17 protein-coding genes are annotated in these 16,552 nt (G+C 71.6%); 5 read left to right on the top strand and 12 right to left on the bottom strand.

All coding sequences use genetic code 11. The features are described from left to right. Positions 1-17 precede the first annotated feature (17 nt). The gene (locus tag ACZ7CD_RS13385; protein WP_360386043.1) at positions 18-986 is read left to right on the top strand and encodes an NAD(P)/FAD-dependent oxidoreductase; all 969 of its coding nucleotides are present in this window, start codon (positions 18-20) and stop codon (positions 984-986) included. 20 nt (positions 987-1,006) lie between these two features. Here ACZ7CD_RS13385 and ACZ7CD_RS13380 read toward each other — a convergent pair whose 3' ends face one another. Next, positions 1,007-1,462, bottom strand: coding sequence for an Lrp/AsnC family transcriptional regulator (locus ACZ7CD_RS13380; RefSeq protein ID WP_360386045.1), 456 nt, complete (start codon positions 1,460-1,462; stop codon positions 1,007-1,009). A 110-nt stretch (positions 1,463-1,572) separates the two neighbouring features. Between ACZ7CD_RS13380 and ACZ7CD_RS13375 the strand changes: the two genes are divergently transcribed. Beyond that, entirely contained in the window at positions 1,573-2,511 is a 939-nt protein-coding gene (locus ACZ7CD_RS13375) for a Glu/Leu/Phe/Val dehydrogenase dimerization domain-containing protein (protein WP_470378965.1), read from the top strand. A 58-nt stretch (positions 2,512-2,569) separates the two neighbouring features. Here ACZ7CD_RS13375 and ACZ7CD_RS13370 read toward each other — a convergent pair whose 3' ends face one another. The 7 genes from ACZ7CD_RS13370 to ACZ7CD_RS13340 form a co-directional block, all read right to left on the bottom strand. Next, entirely contained in the window at positions 2,570-2,989 is a 420-nt protein-coding gene (locus ACZ7CD_RS13370; protein ID WP_360386049.1) for a L,D-transpeptidase, read from the bottom strand. A 159-nt stretch (positions 2,990-3,148) separates the two neighbouring features. Next, a complete protein-coding gene (locus tag ACZ7CD_RS13365; protein ID WP_360386051.1) occupies positions 3,149-3,919 on the bottom strand; it encodes a S1 family peptidase in 771 nt (256 codons plus the stop codon). 131 nt (positions 3,920-4,050) lie between these two features. Continuing rightward, on the bottom strand, positions 4,051-5,091 hold the full coding sequence (glpX, locus tag ACZ7CD_RS13360) for a class II fructose-bisphosphatase (protein WP_360386053.1): 1,041 nt from the start codon (positions 5,089-5,091) through the stop codon (positions 4,051-4,053). 67 nt (positions 5,092-5,158) lie between these two features. Further along, the gene (locus ACZ7CD_RS13355; RefSeq protein WP_360386055.1) at positions 5,159-5,386 is read right to left on the bottom strand and encodes an exodeoxyribonuclease VII small subunit; all 228 of its coding nucleotides are present in this window, start codon (positions 5,384-5,386) and stop codon (positions 5,159-5,161) included. Next, positions 5,383-5,727, bottom strand: coding sequence for a sugar ABC transporter substrate-binding protein (locus ACZ7CD_RS13350; protein WP_360386057.1), 345 nt, complete (start codon positions 5,725-5,727; stop codon positions 5,383-5,385). The genes ACZ7CD_RS13355 and ACZ7CD_RS13350 overlap by 4 nt, the downstream gene beginning before the upstream one ends. Further along, the gene (xseA, locus tag ACZ7CD_RS13345) at positions 5,717-6,964 is read right to left on the bottom strand and encodes an exodeoxyribonuclease VII large subunit (protein ID WP_360386059.1); all 1,248 of its coding nucleotides are present in this window, start codon (positions 6,962-6,964) and stop codon (positions 5,717-5,719) included. The genes ACZ7CD_RS13350 and xseA overlap by 11 nt, the downstream gene beginning before the upstream one ends. Beyond that, complete coding sequence (locus tag ACZ7CD_RS13340; RefSeq protein WP_360386061.1) at positions 6,961-7,452, bottom strand: lipid droplet-associated protein; 492 nt, start codon at positions 7,450-7,452, stop codon at positions 6,961-6,963. The genes xseA and ACZ7CD_RS13340 overlap by 4 nt, the downstream gene beginning before the upstream one ends. A gap of 63 nt (positions 7,453-7,515) precedes the next feature. Between ACZ7CD_RS13340 and ACZ7CD_RS13335 the strand changes: the two genes are divergently transcribed. Then, entirely contained in the window at positions 7,516-8,460 is a 945-nt protein-coding gene (locus tag ACZ7CD_RS13335) for a 4-hydroxy-3-methylbut-2-enyl diphosphate reductase (protein ID WP_458429332.1), read from the top strand. Positions 8,461-8,595: 135 nt separating this feature from the next. Here ACZ7CD_RS13335 and ACZ7CD_RS13330 read toward each other — a convergent pair whose 3' ends face one another. Together ACZ7CD_RS13330 and ACZ7CD_RS13325 are read right to left on the bottom strand one after the other, a co-directional pair. Continuing rightward, complete coding sequence (locus ACZ7CD_RS13330; protein WP_470378964.1) at positions 8,596-9,315, bottom strand: DUF6542 domain-containing protein; 720 nt, start codon at positions 9,313-9,315, stop codon at positions 8,596-8,598. Positions 9,316-9,404: 89 nt separating this feature from the next. Continuing rightward, a complete protein-coding gene (locus ACZ7CD_RS13325; RefSeq protein WP_360386067.1) occupies positions 9,405-10,316 on the bottom strand; it encodes a DNA recombination protein RmuC in 912 nt (303 codons plus the stop codon). Positions 10,317-10,414: 98 nt separating this feature from the next. On the opposite strand from ACZ7CD_RS13325, the gene ACZ7CD_RS13320 reads away from it, so the two are divergent. Next, on the top strand, positions 10,415-11,554 hold the full coding sequence (locus tag ACZ7CD_RS13320; protein WP_470378963.1) for an exonuclease SbcCD subunit D: 1,140 nt from the start codon (positions 10,415-10,417) through the stop codon (positions 11,552-11,554). After that, entirely contained in the window at positions 11,551-14,427 is a 2,877-nt protein-coding gene (locus ACZ7CD_RS13315) for an AAA family ATPase (RefSeq protein WP_470378962.1), read from the top strand. The genes ACZ7CD_RS13320 and ACZ7CD_RS13315 overlap by 4 nt, the downstream gene beginning before the upstream one ends. Positions 14,428-14,749: 322 nt before the next feature. Here the strand turns inward: ACZ7CD_RS13315 and ACZ7CD_RS13310 are convergent, their stop codons facing one another. Both ACZ7CD_RS13310 and ACZ7CD_RS13305 read right to left on the bottom strand, forming a co-directional pair. Next, complete coding sequence (locus ACZ7CD_RS13310) at positions 14,750-15,247, bottom strand: methylated-DNA--[protein]-cysteine S-methyltransferase (RefSeq protein ID WP_360386071.1); 498 nt, start codon at positions 15,245-15,247, stop codon at positions 14,750-14,752. Next, positions 15,244-16,530 (bottom strand): AlkA N-terminal domain-containing protein, encoded by a 1,287-nt coding sequence (locus ACZ7CD_RS13305; protein ID WP_360386073.1) that lies wholly within the window; start codon positions 16,528-16,530, stop codon positions 15,244-15,246. Before ACZ7CD_RS13305 ends, ACZ7CD_RS13310 begins: the two co-directional genes overlap by 4 nt. Between the last annotated feature and the right edge of the window lie 22 nt (positions 16,531-16,552).

Below are 16,552 nucleotides of genomic sequence, written 5' to 3'. Positions count from 1 at the left end.
GCAGAAGGGCACCACTCATGGAGCGTGACGTCGACCTCCTCATCGTGGGCGCTGGTCCCACGGGGTTGTTCGCCGCTTACTACGCAGGCTTCCGGGAACTCTCCGTCGCACTCGTCGACGCCCTGCCCGAACCGGGCGGCCAGGTGACGGCGATGTATCCGGAGAAGATGATTTTCGACGTGGCCGGGTTCCCCGCGGTCCGCGGCCGCGACCTCGTCAACGGCCTCGTCGAGCAGGCGGGCCAGTTCAAGCCCACCTACCTGCTCGGCCGGCAGGCCCGCACCTGCGAGTCCACTGAGGACGGTCTGCGGGTCGGGCTCGCGGACGGCACCACCCTCAACGCCGGCGCGGTGCTCATCACCGCCGGCATGGGCGAGTTCAACCCGCGTCCGCTGCCCGCGGGCGACGGCTGGCTGGGACGTGGCATGGTGCACTTCGTCCCGGTGCTCGCCGAGCACGCCGACCAGCACGTCGTGATCGTCGGCGGCGGCGACTCGGCGTTCGACTGGGCGCTGGCGCTGCACCCGATCGCCGCGAGCGTCACGCTGGTGCACCGCAGGGCGAACTTCCGCGCGCACGCCGCGACCGTGCGGCAGGTCCGCGAGCTGGGCATCGAGATCATCACCGACGCCGAGGTGCTCGCGCTGCGCGGCACACCGCTGTCCGAAGTGGACGTCAAGGTCAAGGGCGAGGACGTCAAGACGCTGCCAGCCCACACCGTGGTCGCCGCGCTCGGCTTCACCGCCGACCTCGGGCCGATCGAGTCGTGGGGCCTGGAGCTCGACCACCGCGCGGTCGTCGTCGACACCACCATGCAGACGAAGATCGACCGCGTCTACGCGGCGGGTGACGTCGCGCAGTACCCCGGCAAGGTCAAGCTGATCGCGACCGGGTTCGGCGAGGCGGCCACGGCGGTCAACAACATCGCCGTGGCGCTCAACCCCGGCGCCCACCTCTTCCCGGGGCACTCCAGCAACGCCGGCTGACCACGACCCGGCACCGCGCGCTACGGCAGCGGTGCCGGGTCGTGCTTCGCGATGGCCTGGAAGATGATCGACGTCCGGAAGCCGACGATCTCCTTGCGCTGGCTCAGCCGGTCCACCAGGAACGCGTGCAGGTGCTCGTTGTCCTGCGCGCTCACGTGGATCACGAAGTCGTCGCTGCCCGCCATCACGAACACCGACTGCACCTCCGGCAGTCCGGCGGCGAAGTTCTGGAACGCGTCGATCACGGCTCTGCTGAGCGGGCGGACCTGCACCGACACCAGGGCCTGCACCGAGCGGTTCAGCGCGATCGGGTTGATGTCGGCGTGGTAGCCGCGGATCACGCCGCGTTCGCGCAGCAGCCGGGTGCGTTCGAGGCACGTCGACGGCGCCACGCCCACCTTGCGCGCGATGTCGCGGTTCGACTGCCGGGCATCGCGCTGCAGTTCCCGCACGATCGCCGAATCAAGTTCGTCCACCACGCCTCCTGCCTGCCTCTGCCGAACAACGTTCAGCAGAGCATCCACGGCCTTGGTCATCACCCTAACTTCAAGCGCGGATGTTGTCGGAAGTTCGGGGAGGACACGAGATGTGGGAACACGAGCAGCTGGTCGTGCGCACCGGGCGGAGGTCGGGCATGACCACCATGGTCGCCGTCCACTCGTCCGCGGCGGGCCCTGCGGTCGGCGGCTGCCGGATGAAGGCCTACCCAGCGGTCGGGGACGCCATCGCCGACGTGCTGCGGCTGTCCAGGGCGATGACGCTCAAGTGCGCCGCGGCCGGCCTCGCGCACGGAGGCGCGAAGAGCGTGATCGTGGCCGACCGGCCGCTCATGCCCGAGCTGCGGCGGGCGGTGCTGCTCGACCACGCGGAGCTCATCGAGGAGTTCGGCGGGCAGTACCGGGCGGGGCCGGACGTCGGGACCGGGCCGGACGACATGCTGGTGCTGCGCGAGATCACCCCGCACGCGTACTGCCTGCCGGAGGAGCACGGCGGCACGGGCTCGTCGAGCGGGCCCACGGCGCGCGGGGTGCTGGCGGCGCTGCACGCGGCGGCCGAGGAGGTGTTCGGGAGCGCGGACCTGACCGGGAGGAAGGTCGTCATCAGCGGGTTCGGGTCGGTCGGCGAGCTCGTCGCACGGGGGCTGCCTGGCGCGGACGTCGTGGTGTCCGATGTGGACCGGAGCAGGCGGACCGGCGAGTTCGGCTGGGTGGAGCCGGAGCAGGCGTGCACGACGAAGGCCGACGTGCTGGTGCCCGCGGCCGTCGGCGGCGTGCTGAGCCCGGAGGTGGTGCGGTCGCTGGACGTCCGGCTGGTCGTCGGCCCGGCGAACAACCAGCTGACCGACGACGGTGTCGCGGACCTGCTGGCCGAACGCGGGATCGTGTGGGTGCCCGACCACGTCGCGGGTGCGGGCGGGGTCGTCTACACGCTCGCACGGGAGGACGAGGGTCTCGACCACGAGTCGGCCCTCAAGCGCGTGGACGGCATCGCCGGGACCGTCCGGCGCCTGCTGCACGGCGGCTGACCGCGCGACGAGCCCGCCGGAGTCCACTTCGGACCCCGGCGGGCTCGTCACCGCTCGATCAAGGAAGGACCTGCACCTGCTCGCCGACCACCAGGTTGTCGTAGAACACCTGCGAGGCGTCGAGCGTCATCCGGATGCAACCGTGCGACTGGACCGCGATGTCACCCTGGTGGAACGCGATACCGGTCGTGGTGAAGTACACCGCGTTCGGCATCGGGCCGTTGTAGGGGACGCTCCAGTCGTTCTTCACCTTGCGCAGTACCGAGAACGTGCCGACAGGGGTTTCGTGCCCCGGCTTGCCGTGGCTCACCTTCACCGGGCCGTAGCTCGTCTTCCCGTTGTAGACGAGCCATGCCAGGTTCGAGTGCTTCTCCAGGCACGCTCCGTTGTAGACGGTGCACCCCGCCTGAGCCTGAGCGGGAGTGGCGAAGGCCGCCACACCGAGGAGCAGGAGCACCGTCGTGATCAGAACTCGCATCCTCATCACCCCTCGGTGATGGGATAACCACCCTCAGGTGACTTCAATCATGTTCGGATGCACCCCGGCCACGGCACGAGCGGCGGTCGCGACGCGGAGGACCCGCCTCCCGCGATGAAGGGGAGACGGGTCCTCGGGGCTGCGCTTACCGCCGTGCGACTAGACGGTGCCGGCGTACTGGCTGATCCACGAGCGGAAGTACGGGACGTCCACGTAGATCGACGGGGCCTGGGCGCAGTTCGCGCCGCCACCGGAGCGGCTGGTCGCGCCGATGAGCTCCCAGCGGCCGTTGATCGACTTCACCTCGGGGCCACCCGAGTCGCCGTAGCAGGCGCCCTTGTTGCCGTCGGTGTTGTTGGTGCAGATCTCCGACGCGGCGCTGATGCCGGAGCAACGGCTGTCCGAGACGATCGAGGTGTTCAGCTCCTGCAGGGTGACCGGAGCGCCACAGGCACCGCGGACCGGGCAGGTCTGGCCCCAGCCGATGATGCGGGTGGCGGTGCCGACCGGACCGGACGTGGCCGCGACGGGGGCGGGCGCCTGGCTGACCGAGGTGCTGAGCTGCACCAGCGCCAGGTCGGCCGACGGGTGCGTGACGATCCGGGACGCGCCGGTGACCGTGCCGCCGCTGGTGCGGTTGGTCGTGCCGATCCGGGTGCGGATCGAGGCCGCCGAGGAGCCCTGGACGCAGTGCTTCGCCGTCACGACCCAGTTGGCCTTGATCAGCGTGCCGCCGCAGAAGTGGCTGCCGGAGGTGCTCTGCAGGGAGACCATCCAGGAGTAGACCTGCGTGGCGTTGCCGCCACCCACGATCATCGGCGAGACCTCGCCGTCAGCGGTGGGGGTGGGGGCCGCCGTCGCCGAGACGGCCGAGGCGAGCAGAGCGCCCGCGGCCACGACGAATGCGGAGAACAACGAACGTGCCCTCATCGTTGAGTTCCTTTCCTGAACCCGGCGCAGGGTTGCCGGGGTCAGGACGGAAACTAAGGACAAAACCGACCCGGTCACTAGGGTCACTCGGAGGGTGACGGTCCGTTGACGGTTCACAGATTCACAGCGACCTACGGCAGCGGCTGCTGGACGTTCTCGGGCGCGTCGAAGTCCACCGAGGCGTATTCGCGCAGCTTGTGCAGGCTGTGGAAGCCGTCGATCATGCGCACCGTGCCGGACTTGGACCGCATGACGATCGACTGGGTCGTGCAGCCACCCGCCCGGTAGTGCACACCGCGCAGGAGGTCGCCGTCGGTCACGCCGGTGGCGCAGAAGAAGACGTTGTCACCCGACACGAGGTCGTTCGTCGTGAGCACGCGCGACAGGTCGTGGCCCGCGCCGATCGCCTTCTCGCGCTCCTCGTCGTCCTTGGGCCACAACCGGCCCTGGATCGCACCGCCGACGCACTTGAGCGCCGCCGCCGCGATGATGCCCTCCGGCGTGCCGCCGATGCCCACGAGCATGTCCACACCGGACGTGGGGCGTGCAGCCGCGATCGCGCCCGCCACGTCGCCGTCGGAGATGAAGTGGATGCGCGCGCCGGCCTTGCGCACCTCCCGCACGATCGACTCGTGCCGGGGGCGGTCGAGGATGCACACGTTCACGTCGGACACGTCGCTGTGCTTGGCCTTCGCCACCCGGCGGATGTTCTCCGCGATCGGGGCGGTGATGTCGATGACGTCGGCCGCCTCCGGGCCCACGGCCAGCTTCTCCATGTAGAACACGGCGGACGGGTCGAACATCGCGCCGCGCTCGGCCACGGCCAGCACGGCCAGCGCGTTCGGCATGCCCTTCGACATCAGCGTGGTGCCGTCGACCGGGTCGACGGCCACGTCGCACTCGGGGCCCTCGCCGTTGCCGACCTCCTCGCCGTTGAACAGCATGGGCGCCTCGTCCTTCTCGCCCTCGCCGATCACGACGACACCGCGCATCGACACGGTGTGGATCAGCTTGCGCATCGCGTCGACCGCGGCGCCGTCACCACCGTTCTTGTCGCCGCGTCCCACCCACCGGCCGGCGGCCATCGCCGCGGCCTCGGTGACGCGCACGAGCTCCAGCGCCAGGTTCCGGTCCGGGGCTTCGCGACGTCGTTCCGCGGGGGTGTTCACCATTGCGCGCCTCCATGCGACTACTCAGCGTGCCGGGTTTGTGATCGGCAATCTGAATCCTTGCACGGGATCACGCCTGCGAAACGTCCTCCTCGACCACGGCGAGAGCTGCATCGATTCGCTCGCGCGCACCGGCGAGATGCTGCTCACACGTCTTGGCGAGCGCCTCACCGCGTTCCCAGAGCGCGAGCGAGTCCTCCAGCGACAGGCCACCGGCCTCCAGCTTGCGGACCACCTCGACCAGCTCGTCGCGGGCGGCTTCGTAACCCAGTGTTTCCTTCTGTGCTTCCGGACTCACGCGGACTGGCTCCTCAGACGGCTCAGCACGGTCGCGACGGCCAGGTCGTACCCGACCAGCGCCTCCGCGAACTCCTCGCCGTCACCCTCTCGCACCGCCTCGTCGATGAGCGCCTCGGCCTCCGCGACGCGCCGGTACTGCACCGTGCCCGCGGTGGCCTCGCTCAGGTCGTGCAACGTCAGGATCAGCGTGCGGCGGCTCGCGGTGTCGCAGTCGCCCACCAGATCGGTCCAGCACTCCGCCGCGGCCCTGTTCGCCGCCTCCGCCTTGGTGCGCAGCCCGGACGCGCACGCGCCGGCCGCCTCCATGGTCAGGGGCAGGAACACGGCATCACGCATCATCGGTACCTCCCCCTCCCGCATCGGTTCCCGCGCTGGTCACCACAGCGCGCACTGCTCCGTCAACGACGCGCACCCGCAGCTGTGTTCCGCCGGGGGCGTCCGTCACGGACCGCAACACACCGTCCGGCCCGTCGGGTGTGACGAGTTGCACAACGGCATATCCGCGCGCCAGCGTGGCGGCTGGTCCGAGGGTCGTCAAGCGGGCTTTCGTCCCGGAGAGGTGGACGTCCTCGCGGTCGAGACGTTGCGTGACCGCTCGCCGTCCCTGCTCCCGCAGCCGGTTCACCTCTTCTGCCCTGCGGTCGAGCGGACCGTGCGGGTCCGAAAGCACAGGTCGTGAGCGCAGCTGGTCGAGCAAGCGGCGTTCGCGGTCGACCCAGCCGTGCAGCGCGCGCCGGCCGCGGTCGCGCATCTGCCTGACCCGTTCACCCTCCTCGGCGACATCGGGAACCACCCGTTTGCCCGCGTCGGTGGGCGTCGAACACCGCACGTCAGCGACGTGGTCGATGAGCGGGGTGTCCGGTTCGTGCCCGATCGCGGACAGCACCGGCGTGCGGCACGACGCGACCGCGCGGCACATCGCCTCGTCGGAGAACGGCAGCAGGTCCTCCACGCTGCCGCCGCCGCGGGCGATGATGATGACGTCGCACTCCGGATCGCGGTCCAAAGTGGACAGTGCGGTGATCACCTGGGTGACCGCGGTCGGGCCCTGCACGGCGACGTTGATGACGCGGAAGTGCGCGCCGGGCCAGCGGTTCCGCGCGTTCGTCAGCACGTCCCGCTCCGCCGCGGAGGCGCGTCCGGTGACGAGCCCGATCTTCTGCGGCAGGAACGGCGGCCTGCGCTTGCGGCGCGGGTCGAACAGGCCCTCGGCGTGCAGCAGCTTGCGCAGCCGTTCGATGCGGGCGAGCAGCTCGCCGATGCCGACCGCGCGGATCTCGTCCGCGCGCAACGAGAGCGTGCCGCGGTTCGGGTAGAAGCTGATCTTGCCGTGCACGATCACGCGACTGCCCTCGGTCAGCTGCAGCTCGCGCACCATCCCCGAGCTCGCGGTGATCGACATGGACATGTCGACGCTCGGGTCGCGCAGCGTCAGGAACGCCGTGGAGCTGCGGGCGTTCAGCTGCGTCACCTGGCCCTCGACCCAGACCTCGCCGAGCCGGTTGATCCAGTCGAGCAGCTTGCGCGCGACCGTCCGCACCGGCCACGGGTTCTCCGGCGTGGATTTGTCGGTCACTGAGCCTTGACCGTCGCGATCCGCCGGTTGAGCATGCCGATGAACTCCGGCCGCGCGGCGTGGTCCAGCTCGTAGCGCAACAGCTCTTCGAGGTGCTCCAGCGACAGGTTCCGCAACCGGGCGCGCAGCTGGGCGATCGTCAGCTCGTCGTAGGACGGCAGGAACTCCGGCACCTCGGCGAGCGCGCGTTCCTCTTCCTCCCACGGGTCACCGGCGGGGGTTTCCTGAGAAGTCGTGACCGGCGTCTCGTCCTCGTCGAACGTCGCCCACTCCGGCTCCTCCTCCGCGGGCCTCAGTCCGGAGAGGACGTCGTCGCCCTTGATGGCGAGTTCGGTCACATGCTGCTGCACCCGCATGGAGAGCTGCATAGCCTCGCTGACCACCGTCAACGGAAGTCCGGCCAGCTGCTGCGGCAGCTTGCGGGCCTGTTCGAGGGCGGTCACCGCGAGCCCGGCGGCGACTCGGACACCCAGTGGCAGTGGCTTCATACCGCCTAGCCTGCCGCACCAGCGCGGCAAATGCCTAGGAACGGTCCTGGGTACCCTGGAGGCATGCCCAAGCGAGTCCTGTTGGCGAAGCCGCGTGGTTACTGCGCGGGCGTTGATCGTGCCGTCGAGACGGTCGAGCTCGCCCTCGAGAAGTACGGCGCTCCCGTCTACGTGCGCAAGGAGATCGTCCACAACAAGTACGTCGTGGAGACCCTGTCCGACCGAGGCGCGATCTTCGTCAACGAGACGGACGAGGTCCCCGAGGGCGCACTCGTGGTGTTCTCGGCGCACGGCGTGTCGCCCGCGGTGCACGCGGAGGCCGAGCAGCGGTCGCTGCGCACCATCGACGCGACCTGCCCGCTGGTCACCAAGGTCCACAAGGAGGCCGTGCGGTTCGCCAAGGAGGACTACGACATCCTCCTGATCGGCCACGAGGGCCACGAGGAGGTCGAGGGCACCGCCGGTGAGGCACCCGACCACGTGCAGCTCGTCGACACCGCGGAGGACGCGGCCACCGTCGAGGTGCGCGACCCGAACAAGGTGATCTGGCTGTCGCAGACGACGCTCTCGGTCGACGAGACCATGGTGCGCGTCCGGCAGCTCAAGGACCGCTTCCCCGAGCTGCAGGACCCGCCCTCGGACGACATCTGCTACGCCACGTCGAACCGCCAGACCGCGGTGAAGACGATGGCGCCGTCGTGCGACCTGGTGCTGGTCGTGGGCTCCAAGAACTCCTCCAACTCGGTCCGCCTGGTCGAGGTGGCGCTGCAGCACGGCGCCAAGGCCTCGTACCTCATCGACTACGCCAAGGAGGTCGACCTGGCGTGGCTCGAAGGCGTCGAGACCGTCGGCGTCACCTCGGGCGCGTCGGTGCCGGACCTGCTCGTGATGGAGCTGCTGAAGTTCCTGGAGACGCACGGTTTCGGCGAGGTCGAGGAGATCACCACGGCGAACGAGCGGATCACGTTCTCGTTGCCGCGCGAGCTCCGCAAGGACCTCGTCCGCTAGTCCTCCGAAGTGCACGCGGGGACCTTTCGTACTCTCACTGAGTACGAAAGGTCCCCGCGTGCGTTCAGCCGAGGTTGTGCGGGGTGTGGTTGAGCGGGCTGGGTCCGGACAAATGAGTCAGGGTGTTTCAGCAGCTCAGCGGTCGTCGCGTGGGGGGCGGGGACGGCGCTGGCCGGCCGGGCGCTCGCCGCGGGCGGCACCTTCCGGGCGCGGGCGGCGTGCTGGAGCACCCTCCGGACGCGGACGGCGCGCAGGGGCCCCCTCGGGACGTGGGCGGCGCGGACGCTCCTCCGGCTCGTCGACGGCCTCTTCACGCGCAGGCTTGCGAGCGGGCTTGTTGCGCGACTTGATCTCGGCCTTCGCCTCGCGGACCTCGTCCGCGCTCGGCCGGTTCGGGTCCTTCTGCAGGAAGATCCGCACGATGCCCAGCGCCACGGTGACGGCGGTGGTGATCGCCATGACCGGGAAGCTGTCGATCAGCGGCTTGCCCAGGCCCAGCGCCATGGCGGCGAGGCCGCCCTTCTCCACCCCGCCGGTCATCAGGACCAGCAGCGGCACGGTGGCGGCCAGGACGAGCGGCGGCTGCACCATCGGCGCGAACAGGCTGCGGCGCTGCACCAGCAGGATCGCGGCGAGCGCGCCGAGGAAGAACGCCACGTTGAACGTCCAGCCGACCGTCTTGGTGCCGCTGATGTCGATGAACGCACTGATGGCCGCCGGGATGAACGCGCAGAGGATCGCGGCCCACCACGGGATGCCCTTGAACGACCCGCCGATGGCCCGGTAGTTCCACGGCACGGCGTCGTAGTCCTCGACCTCGTCGAGGTCGTCCTGACGGTCACGCAGCTCACTCACGAGGCACACGGTAGCCGTTCGGCCATTCGGTGTTCGTCAGTCCGTGGTTATCTCACGAGAAAGCAACCCGACCGCACGCTCCGTGCGTTTTATGCGGACTGTTCGTCCGCCCTTCGGACGATCGGGAGGGGCGTTGGGGTGGCGGAGGCGTCGGTGAGCGGCTCCACGCTCGCGCGGAACCCCTCCAGCGCGTCGAGCTCACGGCGCCGCGCGCTGAGGAAGCGCTGCAGGTGGGTGGAGGAGAGGTTGACGGCGTCGATCGCGGCGTCGGCGGCCCGGTGGGCGCGCCCGGCCTGCACGCGGACCTGTTCGACGTCGTCGGCCAGCGCCCGTTCGGTCACCGCGAACATCGCGGAGGACGCGATCACCGCGAACCCGGTCGGGCCGCACAGGAACACCCGGCGGTCGAGCAGCCAGCGCAGCAGCTCCGGGTCGGTGTCCAGCGCGGCGACGACGGCGCCGTCGTTGGGGACGAACATGATCGTGCCGTAGATCGCGTCGGCCCAGCGCTGGTAGCCCTTGCCGGCCAGCTCCGCGGCGCGCGAGCGGATGTTGCGGACGTGCACCCGCAGCGCGTCCCGGCGTTCCTGCGGGTCGTCGGTCTCGACCGCTTCCGCCCAGGTCGCCATCGACATCTTCGAGTCGACCGGGACCGCGCGGCCGCCGCCGACGTTGAGCACCATGTCCGGCCGCACCGAGCCGCCGCCGGCCACGTCCGTCTGCAACGTGTAGTGCAGGTTCTCCCTCAGGCCGAGTGCGCGCGCCGTCTCGACGAGCACCTGTTCGCCGAGCTCGCCGCGGCCGGAGACGCTGGAGAACGCCACCTCGTACCGTTGCAAAGCCGCTTGCTGGGCGTCCACGCGCGCGCGTTCGGCCTGGATGGCGAGCATGGCCTCGTCGGTCCGGCGGACGCCGTCCTGGTACAGGCGCCAGACGAACACCAGCGCCCCGGCGCACACGAGGGCCAGGACGAGGGAGGCGGTGATGATCACTGCGGTCACGGCACCGATGATGCTCCACCACCGATGTGAACTCGATCGGGTGACACGCCGGGAACCCTGGCGGAGTTTTGTCGGACCCCGTCTCTACGGTTGGGCCCATGCGGATCCTGCACACCTCCGACTGGCACGTGGGGCGGACGTTCCACGGCCGGGACCTGCTCGTGGAGCAGGAGTTGGTGCTGGGCGGCCTCGCCGACCTGGTCGCCTCCGAGCGGGTCGACGTGGTCGTGATCTCCGGCGACCTGTACGACCGGGCGGTGCCGTCGGCGGACGCGGTGTCGTTGTGCGCGCGGGTGCTGATGCGGATCAGGGCGGCCGGCGCGCGGATCGTGATCACGCCGGGCAACCACGACTCGGCGGCGCGGATCGGCGTGTTCGGCGAGTTCGCGGCGGCCGGCGGGCTGCACCTGCGCACCTCGATCGCCGAGCTGGCCACGCCCGTCGAGCTGGCCGACGAGCACGGACCCGTTGTGCTGTACGGCATCCCGTTCCTGGAACCGGAGCCGGCCCGGCACGTCCTGGGAGTCGTGGAGAAGGGTCACGCCGGGGTGCTGACCGAGGCGATGCGGCGGGTGCGGGCCGACCTGGCCGGTCGCGCGGCGCGGTCGGTGGTGCTGGCGCACGCGTTCGTCACCGGCGGGGCGCCGTCGGAGTCGGAGCGCACCATCGCGGTCGGCGGCGTGCAGGACGTGTCCTCCCGGGTGTTCGAGGGCGTGGACTACGTGGCGCTGGGGCACCTGCACGGGCCGCAGACGCTGGCGGACAACCTGCGGTACTCGGGCAGTCCGCTGGCCTACTCGTTCTCCGAGGCGCGGCACCGCAAGTCCGTGTGGCTGGTGGAGCTCGACGAGGGCGGCCTGGTCGGTGTGGAGCGGCGCGACCTGCCGGTGCCGCGGGCGCTCGCGACGGTGACGGGCACGCTGGAGGACGTGCTGTCCGACCCGGTGCACACGCCGCTGGAGGACCACTTCCTGTCGGTGGTGCTGACCGACCGGGTGCGGCCGATGGACGCGTTGCGGCAGCTGCAGAAGCGGTTCGAGCACGCGGTGCACGTGGAGTGGCGGCCGGAGCAGGGCCAGCAGCACACCATGACCTACGCCGAGCGGGTGCGCGGCCGCACCGACGAGGAGGTGGCCTGCTGCTTCGTCTCCGACGCGCGCGGGTCCGAGCCGTCGGAAGCGGAGAAGGCGTTGCTGCGCGAGGCTTTCGCGTCGGTCGCGAGGGAGCGGGAGCGATGAGGCTGCACCGCCTGGAGCTGACGGCGTTCGGGCCCTACCCGCGACCCGAGGCGGTCGACTTCGACCAGCTCGGCGCGGACGGGCTGTTCCTGCTGCACGGGGACACGGGCGCGGGCAAGACGACACTGCTCGACGCGGTGGCGTTCGCGTTGTTCGGCCGGGTGCCTGGCGCTCGGGGCGACGTGAAGAAGCTGCGCTGCGAGTACGCCGACCCGCAGACGCCGACCGAGGTGTCGCTGGAGCTCACCGTGCAGGCGCGTCGGTTCCGGATCGTGCGCTCGCCGGAGTTCGACCGGCCGAAGAAGCGCGGCGGCGGCTTCACCACGCAGCCCGCGAAGTGTTCCCTGACCTGGCTGGAGGGCTGGGACGGCGAGGGCATCACCCGCATCGACGACGTGGCACGCGCGGTCGAGGACCTGCTGGGCATGTCGTACGAGCAGTTCTTCCAGGTCGTGCTGCTGCCGCAGGGCGAGTTCGCGAAGTTCCTGCGGTCGGACACGGCCGAGCGGGAGGTCCTGCTGGAGAAGCTCTTCGGCACCGAGCGGTTCCTCGACGTGGAGAAGTGGTTCCGCGACAGGCGGCTGACGGCCGGCCGCGCGCTGGACGAGCGCCGGCGCGGTGCGAACGAGCTGGTGCACCGGGTCGCCGAGGCCGCAGGCGAGGAGCCGTCCGACGAGCCGGACTGGCTGGAGTCGTTGCTCGACCGGCTGTCCCGCGCGGTGAAGGAGCTGGAGGAGCGGTCGGTGGAGACCGCGGGGCTCGCCGACTCGGCCGACGCGCTGCTCGCGCAGGCGCGCGTGCAGGCCGACCAGATCCGCCGCGTCCGCGAGGCCCGCGACCTGTTGCAGCGGGTGGAGGACGCGGACTCCGCCGCCTGGTTCGCCGAACGCGACGCCGCCCGCCGGGCCGTCCCGGTCGTGCCCGCGCATGGCGAGATCGCGAAGCTGCGGCAGTCCCACGAGTTCGCGCTGCGCGACGAGGCGCGGGCCGCCGAGGCGCTGGAGCGGCTGGGGTACGCGGGTACGGAGCTGCGGGCCGACGCCGAGCGGTTCCGCGAGGAGGCCGGTGGGCTCGGGGAGCTGGCCGCGGAGGCCGAGCGGCAGAAGGCCGACGAGCGGCGGCTGTCGGAGCTCAAGCACGCGTCCTACCAGGTCGAGCGGCGGCTGCTCGCGGTGAACGCCGAGCTGGAGGTGCTGCCGGAGGAGCTGGCGCGGTGCCGTGCCCAGCTCGACGCCGCGGCCGAGGCGTCCGCGCGGCTGGAGGGCCTGAAGGCCAAGGCGGACGCGGCCGAGGCGCTGCCCGGTGCGCTGCAGGCGTTGGAGGCGCGCAAGAACGAGCTGCACCAGGCGATCGACGTGCACCAGAAGGCCAAGGACGTGCTGCAGCAGGTCCGCCAGCAGCGCCTGGAGAACATGGCGATCGAGCTGGCGTCGGCGTTGCAGCGGGGCAAGCCGTGCGCGGTGTGCGGGTCGCCCAGCCACCCCGCTCCCGCGCAACCGATGCTGGGCGGTGTCGGTGCCGCCGACGAGGAGGACGCGGCGCGCGACGAGCAGGCCGCGCTGGAGCAGCGCAACGCGGCCGAGAAGGCCCAGCACGCAGCCGAGCTGCGCATCCAGTCGTGCTGGGAGGTGCTGGGCTCCGACGAGCCCGGCGTCGTGGTAGCTGAGCACCGCGCCGCGGCGGAGCTCGCCCGGACCCGGTCGCAGCGGCAGACGGAGTTCGTGGCGCTGGAGGCCAAGACCCGCGACCTGGGCGCGGAGAAGTCGCGCGTCGAGCAGGACCTGGTCGGCCTGCGCACCGAGCACACCGCCCTGACCACGACCGTCGAGGTCCGCGCCGCCCGCCTGGACGCCGCGCGCGGTGAGCACGACGACGTGCTGACCCGCCGCGACCACCTCCTGCGCCTGGCCAAGGCCCTGGTGGAGCTGGCCGACCGCCGTTCCGCCCGCGACGCCGCGCTGGCCCGCGTGACCGAGCAGGAGGCGCTGGTCGCCGCTCTCGCCGCGGAAGCCGGCTTCGCCGACGTGCCCACCGCCCTGGCCGCCGCCCGCCCGCCGGTGAAGCTGCAGGCCCTGGACGACCGCATCGCCGCCTGGGAACGCGCTCGCGCCAGCGCCACCGCCACCCTGGAGGAGCTCGCTGGCGTCGACCCGGCCACCGCCGTGGACCTCGACGAGGTGGTCGCCCAGGCCACCGCGGCCCGCACGACCGCCTCGGAGGCCGCCACCCGCCTGGCCCGCGCCCGCGGCGCGTTCGACCGCGTCGGCGAACTGGCCGCCCGCCTGCGCGCCGAACGCAAGGCACTGGAACCGCTGGAAGCCGCCTACGCCGAGCTGGACGCGCTCACCGACGTGATCAACGGCCGCGGCCAGAACTCGAAGAGGATGACGCTGCGCTCCTACGTCCTGGCCGCCCGCCTGGAGGAGGTCGCCGTCGCCGCCTCCGCCCGCCTGCACCGCATGAGCCAGGGCCGCTACAGCTTCGTGCACTCCGACTCGGCCGGCGCCCGCGGCACCCGCGGCGGCCTCACCCTCGACGTCCTCGACGACTACTCCGGCCGCGAACGCCCGGCCAAGACCCTGTCCGGCGGCGAGTCGTTCCTCGCCTCCCTCTCCCTGGCCCTGGGCCTCGCCGACGTGGTGGCCAACGAGACCGGGGGCGCCCTCCTCGACACCCTGTTCGTCGACGAGGGCTTCGGCACCCTCGACTCCGACACCCTCGACATCGTCATGAACACCCTCGACGAGCTCCGCGCCGGTGGCCGCGTCGTAGGCCTGGTCTCCCACGTCGAGGAACTCCGCCAACGCATCCCCACCCGCCTGCGCGTCCGCAAGGCCCGCACCGGCTCCACGCTGGAGGTGTCGCTGGCCTGACCGTCCCGCACCACCTCCAGCGCGGAGCCGGTGTCATGCGGTTGGTCGCGCCGCGACCAGCTCGCTCGGTGTTCGTCGCGCCGCCGTCGGCTCGCACGCGGTTCGCCTGCGCGCCCGCAGGCTCGCGCTCCGCTCGCGTCCACCCGCTTTGCTCAGGTGCCACTCGCGACCGCTCCGCCCGCACAGCGGCCCTGCGCCTCGCCCGCTCGTGTTTCGCCCGTACGCGCCGCGCTTCGTCGCTGGCTCCGCTTCGCCCGGACGCGTCTCGCTCCGCCGCCTTGCCCGAACTGCCGTTCCGCGCCCGGTCCCTATCGCCCGGGGCTCAGCTCTCGTGCGCGAGCAGCCAGCGCTTCACGTCCAGCCCCCAGCGGAACCCACCCAGGTCCCCACCGATCCGGATCACGCGGTGGCACGGCACGAACAACGCCGCGGAGTTCCGCGCGCACGCCGACGCCGCCGCCCGCACCGCCGCCGGACGCCCGGACAGGGACGCGTACTCGCTGTAGGTGACCGGTTCGCCGGCGCGGACGGTCCGCAGGACGTCCCACGCGTGCTGCAGGAACGGTCCCGACCTCTGCCGCACCTCGACGGTGTCGATCACCTCCAGGTCACCCTCGTGGTAAGCCTCGACGGCCTTCGTTACGGTGCCGAGGTCGGGGCGCGGGACGATCTCCGACGGCATCAGCGAGGCGTGGATCTGCGGCGTCAGCAGGGCGAGGTCCGCGGTCCAGCCGCTGGCCAGCACCGCTCCGTCCGCCGCGACGACCGCGGTGAACGGGCCGGTCGGGGTGTCCACGGTGGACGTGTGGGCGACGCTCATGGGGTTGCTGCCTTCCTCGTCAGGTGTGCGCTCGCGTAGGAGCGCCACGGCCGCCAGTCCGGGCCGTGGGGAGCCAGGTCGCGCAGTCGCGCGGGGAGCACCAGGACGTCCGGTGCGCCCAGGACCCGCATGGCCACCTCGTCGGCGTTCTGGGCGCCGACCAGGGGTGCGAGCTCTTCGGTCAGGTCTTCGAGGGAGCGGCCCACGTCCACGACGAGTCTGCCGCTCGCCAGCGCCTCGGCCACCGGGTGGTCACCCGCCGAGTACAGGTGCGTCAGCGCGCCGTCCGGGACCCGCAGCGGGACGCCCGCGAACGGGGCCACGAGGCGCAGCAGGGTCTCGGCGCCGTCGACGCTGCCCGCGACGCGGATGCCGGGGACCGCGCGGACCAGCGGGCCGATCAGCGGGTCGGCGCCGAGGAACGAGTCCACGGCCACCGGGTCGGCGTCGAGGTCCAGCAGGCGCCGCACCCGCGCTACGGCGGCGCCCAGGTCGCGGACGTCGGCCAAGCGCAGCGAGCACAGGACGTGGTCGGCCGGGAACGTCAGCCGCACGGTCGCCTCGCCGTGCGGCAGGAGCAGCGTGCGCGCGTAGGAGTCGTCGGTGACCTCCTCGACGCCGGGCAGTGCGTGCGCGCGGAAGTGCGCGAGCAGGCCGACGGCGTCGAACGGGGGCCGGTAGGGCAGGCGCAGCACGATCCGTCCCGGCGTGCCGACCGGCGCCTTGCCGCGGCCGCGCATGTCGGAGGGCGTGGAGGCGAACACCATGCGGATGGTGTCGTTGAACTGCCGCACCGAGGCGAACCCGGCCGCGAACGCGATGTCGGCGAATGCCATCTCGGTCGTCTCGATCAGCAAACGGGCGGCGTGCGCGCGGTGGGCACGGGCCAGCGCCAGCGGACCCGCGCCCAGCTCGGCGGTCAGCACCCGCGTGAGGTGGCGTTCCGAGTAGCCGAGCTTCGTCGCCAGGCCGGACACGCCGTCGCGTTCGACCACGCCGTCGCTGATCAGCCGCATCGCGCGGGCGGCCAGGTCGGCGCGCAGGTTCCACTCCGGCGAACCGGGCGTGGCGTCGGGCAGGCAGCGGCGGCAGGCGCGGAAGCCGGCGGACTGCGCGGCGGCCGCGGTGAGGAAGAACCGGCTGTTGCGGCGCTTCGGGGTCACCGCGGGGCACGACGGCCGGCAGTAGATGCCGGTCGTGCGCACCGCGTGGATGAAGCACCCGTCGAACCGGGCGTCACGTGCGGCGCACACCCGGTACGCGTGCTCTTCGTCGATGACCATGTCAGCGATCCTGCCAGCGGGA

The sequence above is a fragment of the Lentzea sp. NPDC036949 genome, from assembly GCF_055608075.1.
The sequence above is the reverse complement of the archived record's forward strand: the minus strand, read 5'-3'. Positions and strand labels throughout refer to the sequence as shown.

Excerpts from the sequence above, each read along its gene's own strand:
- ACZ7CD_RS13340 (WP_360386061.1), bottom strand. The coding sequence starts at position 7,452 with ATGAAGCCACTGCCACTGGGTGTCCGAGTCGCCGCCGGGCTCGCGGTG.
- ACZ7CD_RS13310 (WP_360386071.1), bottom strand. The coding sequence starts at position 15,247 with ATGAGCGTCGCCCACACGTCCACCGTGGACACCCCGACCGGCCCGTTC.
- ACZ7CD_RS13320 (WP_470378963.1), top strand. The coding sequence starts at position 10,415 with ATGCGGATCCTGCACACCTCCGACTGGCACGTGGGGCGGACGTTCCAC.
- ACZ7CD_RS13350 (WP_360386057.1), bottom strand. The coding sequence starts at position 5,727 with ATGATGCGTGATGCCGTGTTCCTGCCCCTGACCATGGAGGCGGCCGGC.
- ACZ7CD_RS13365 (WP_360386051.1), bottom strand. The coding sequence starts at position 3,919 with ATGAGGGCACGTTCGTTGTTCTCCGCATTCGTCGTGGCCGCGGGCGCT.
- ACZ7CD_RS13375 (WP_470378965.1), top strand. The coding sequence starts at position 1,573 with ATGTGGGAACACGAGCAGCTGGTCGTGCGCACCGGGCGGAGGTCGGGC.
- ACZ7CD_RS13335 (WP_458429332.1), top strand. The coding sequence starts at position 7,516 with ATGCCCAAGCGAGTCCTGTTGGCGAAGCCGCGTGGTTACTGCGCGGGC.
- ACZ7CD_RS13370 (WP_360386049.1), bottom strand. The coding sequence starts at position 2,989 with ATGCGAGTTCTGATCACGACGGTGCTCCTGCTCCTCGGTGTGGCGGCC.
- ACZ7CD_RS13305 (WP_360386073.1), bottom strand. The coding sequence starts at position 16,530 with ATGGTCATCGACGAAGAGCACGCGTACCGGGTGTGCGCCGCACGTGAC.
- ACZ7CD_RS13385 (WP_360386043.1), top strand. The coding sequence starts at position 18 with ATGGAGCGTGACGTCGACCTCCTCATCGTGGGCGCTGGTCCCACGGGG.
- ACZ7CD_RS13315 (WP_470378962.1), top strand. The coding sequence starts at position 11,551 with ATGAGGCTGCACCGCCTGGAGCTGACGGCGTTCGGGCCCTACCCGCGA.
- glpX (WP_360386053.1), bottom strand. The coding sequence starts at position 5,091 with ATGGTGAACACCCCCGCGGAACGACGTCGCGAAGCCCCGGACCGGAAC.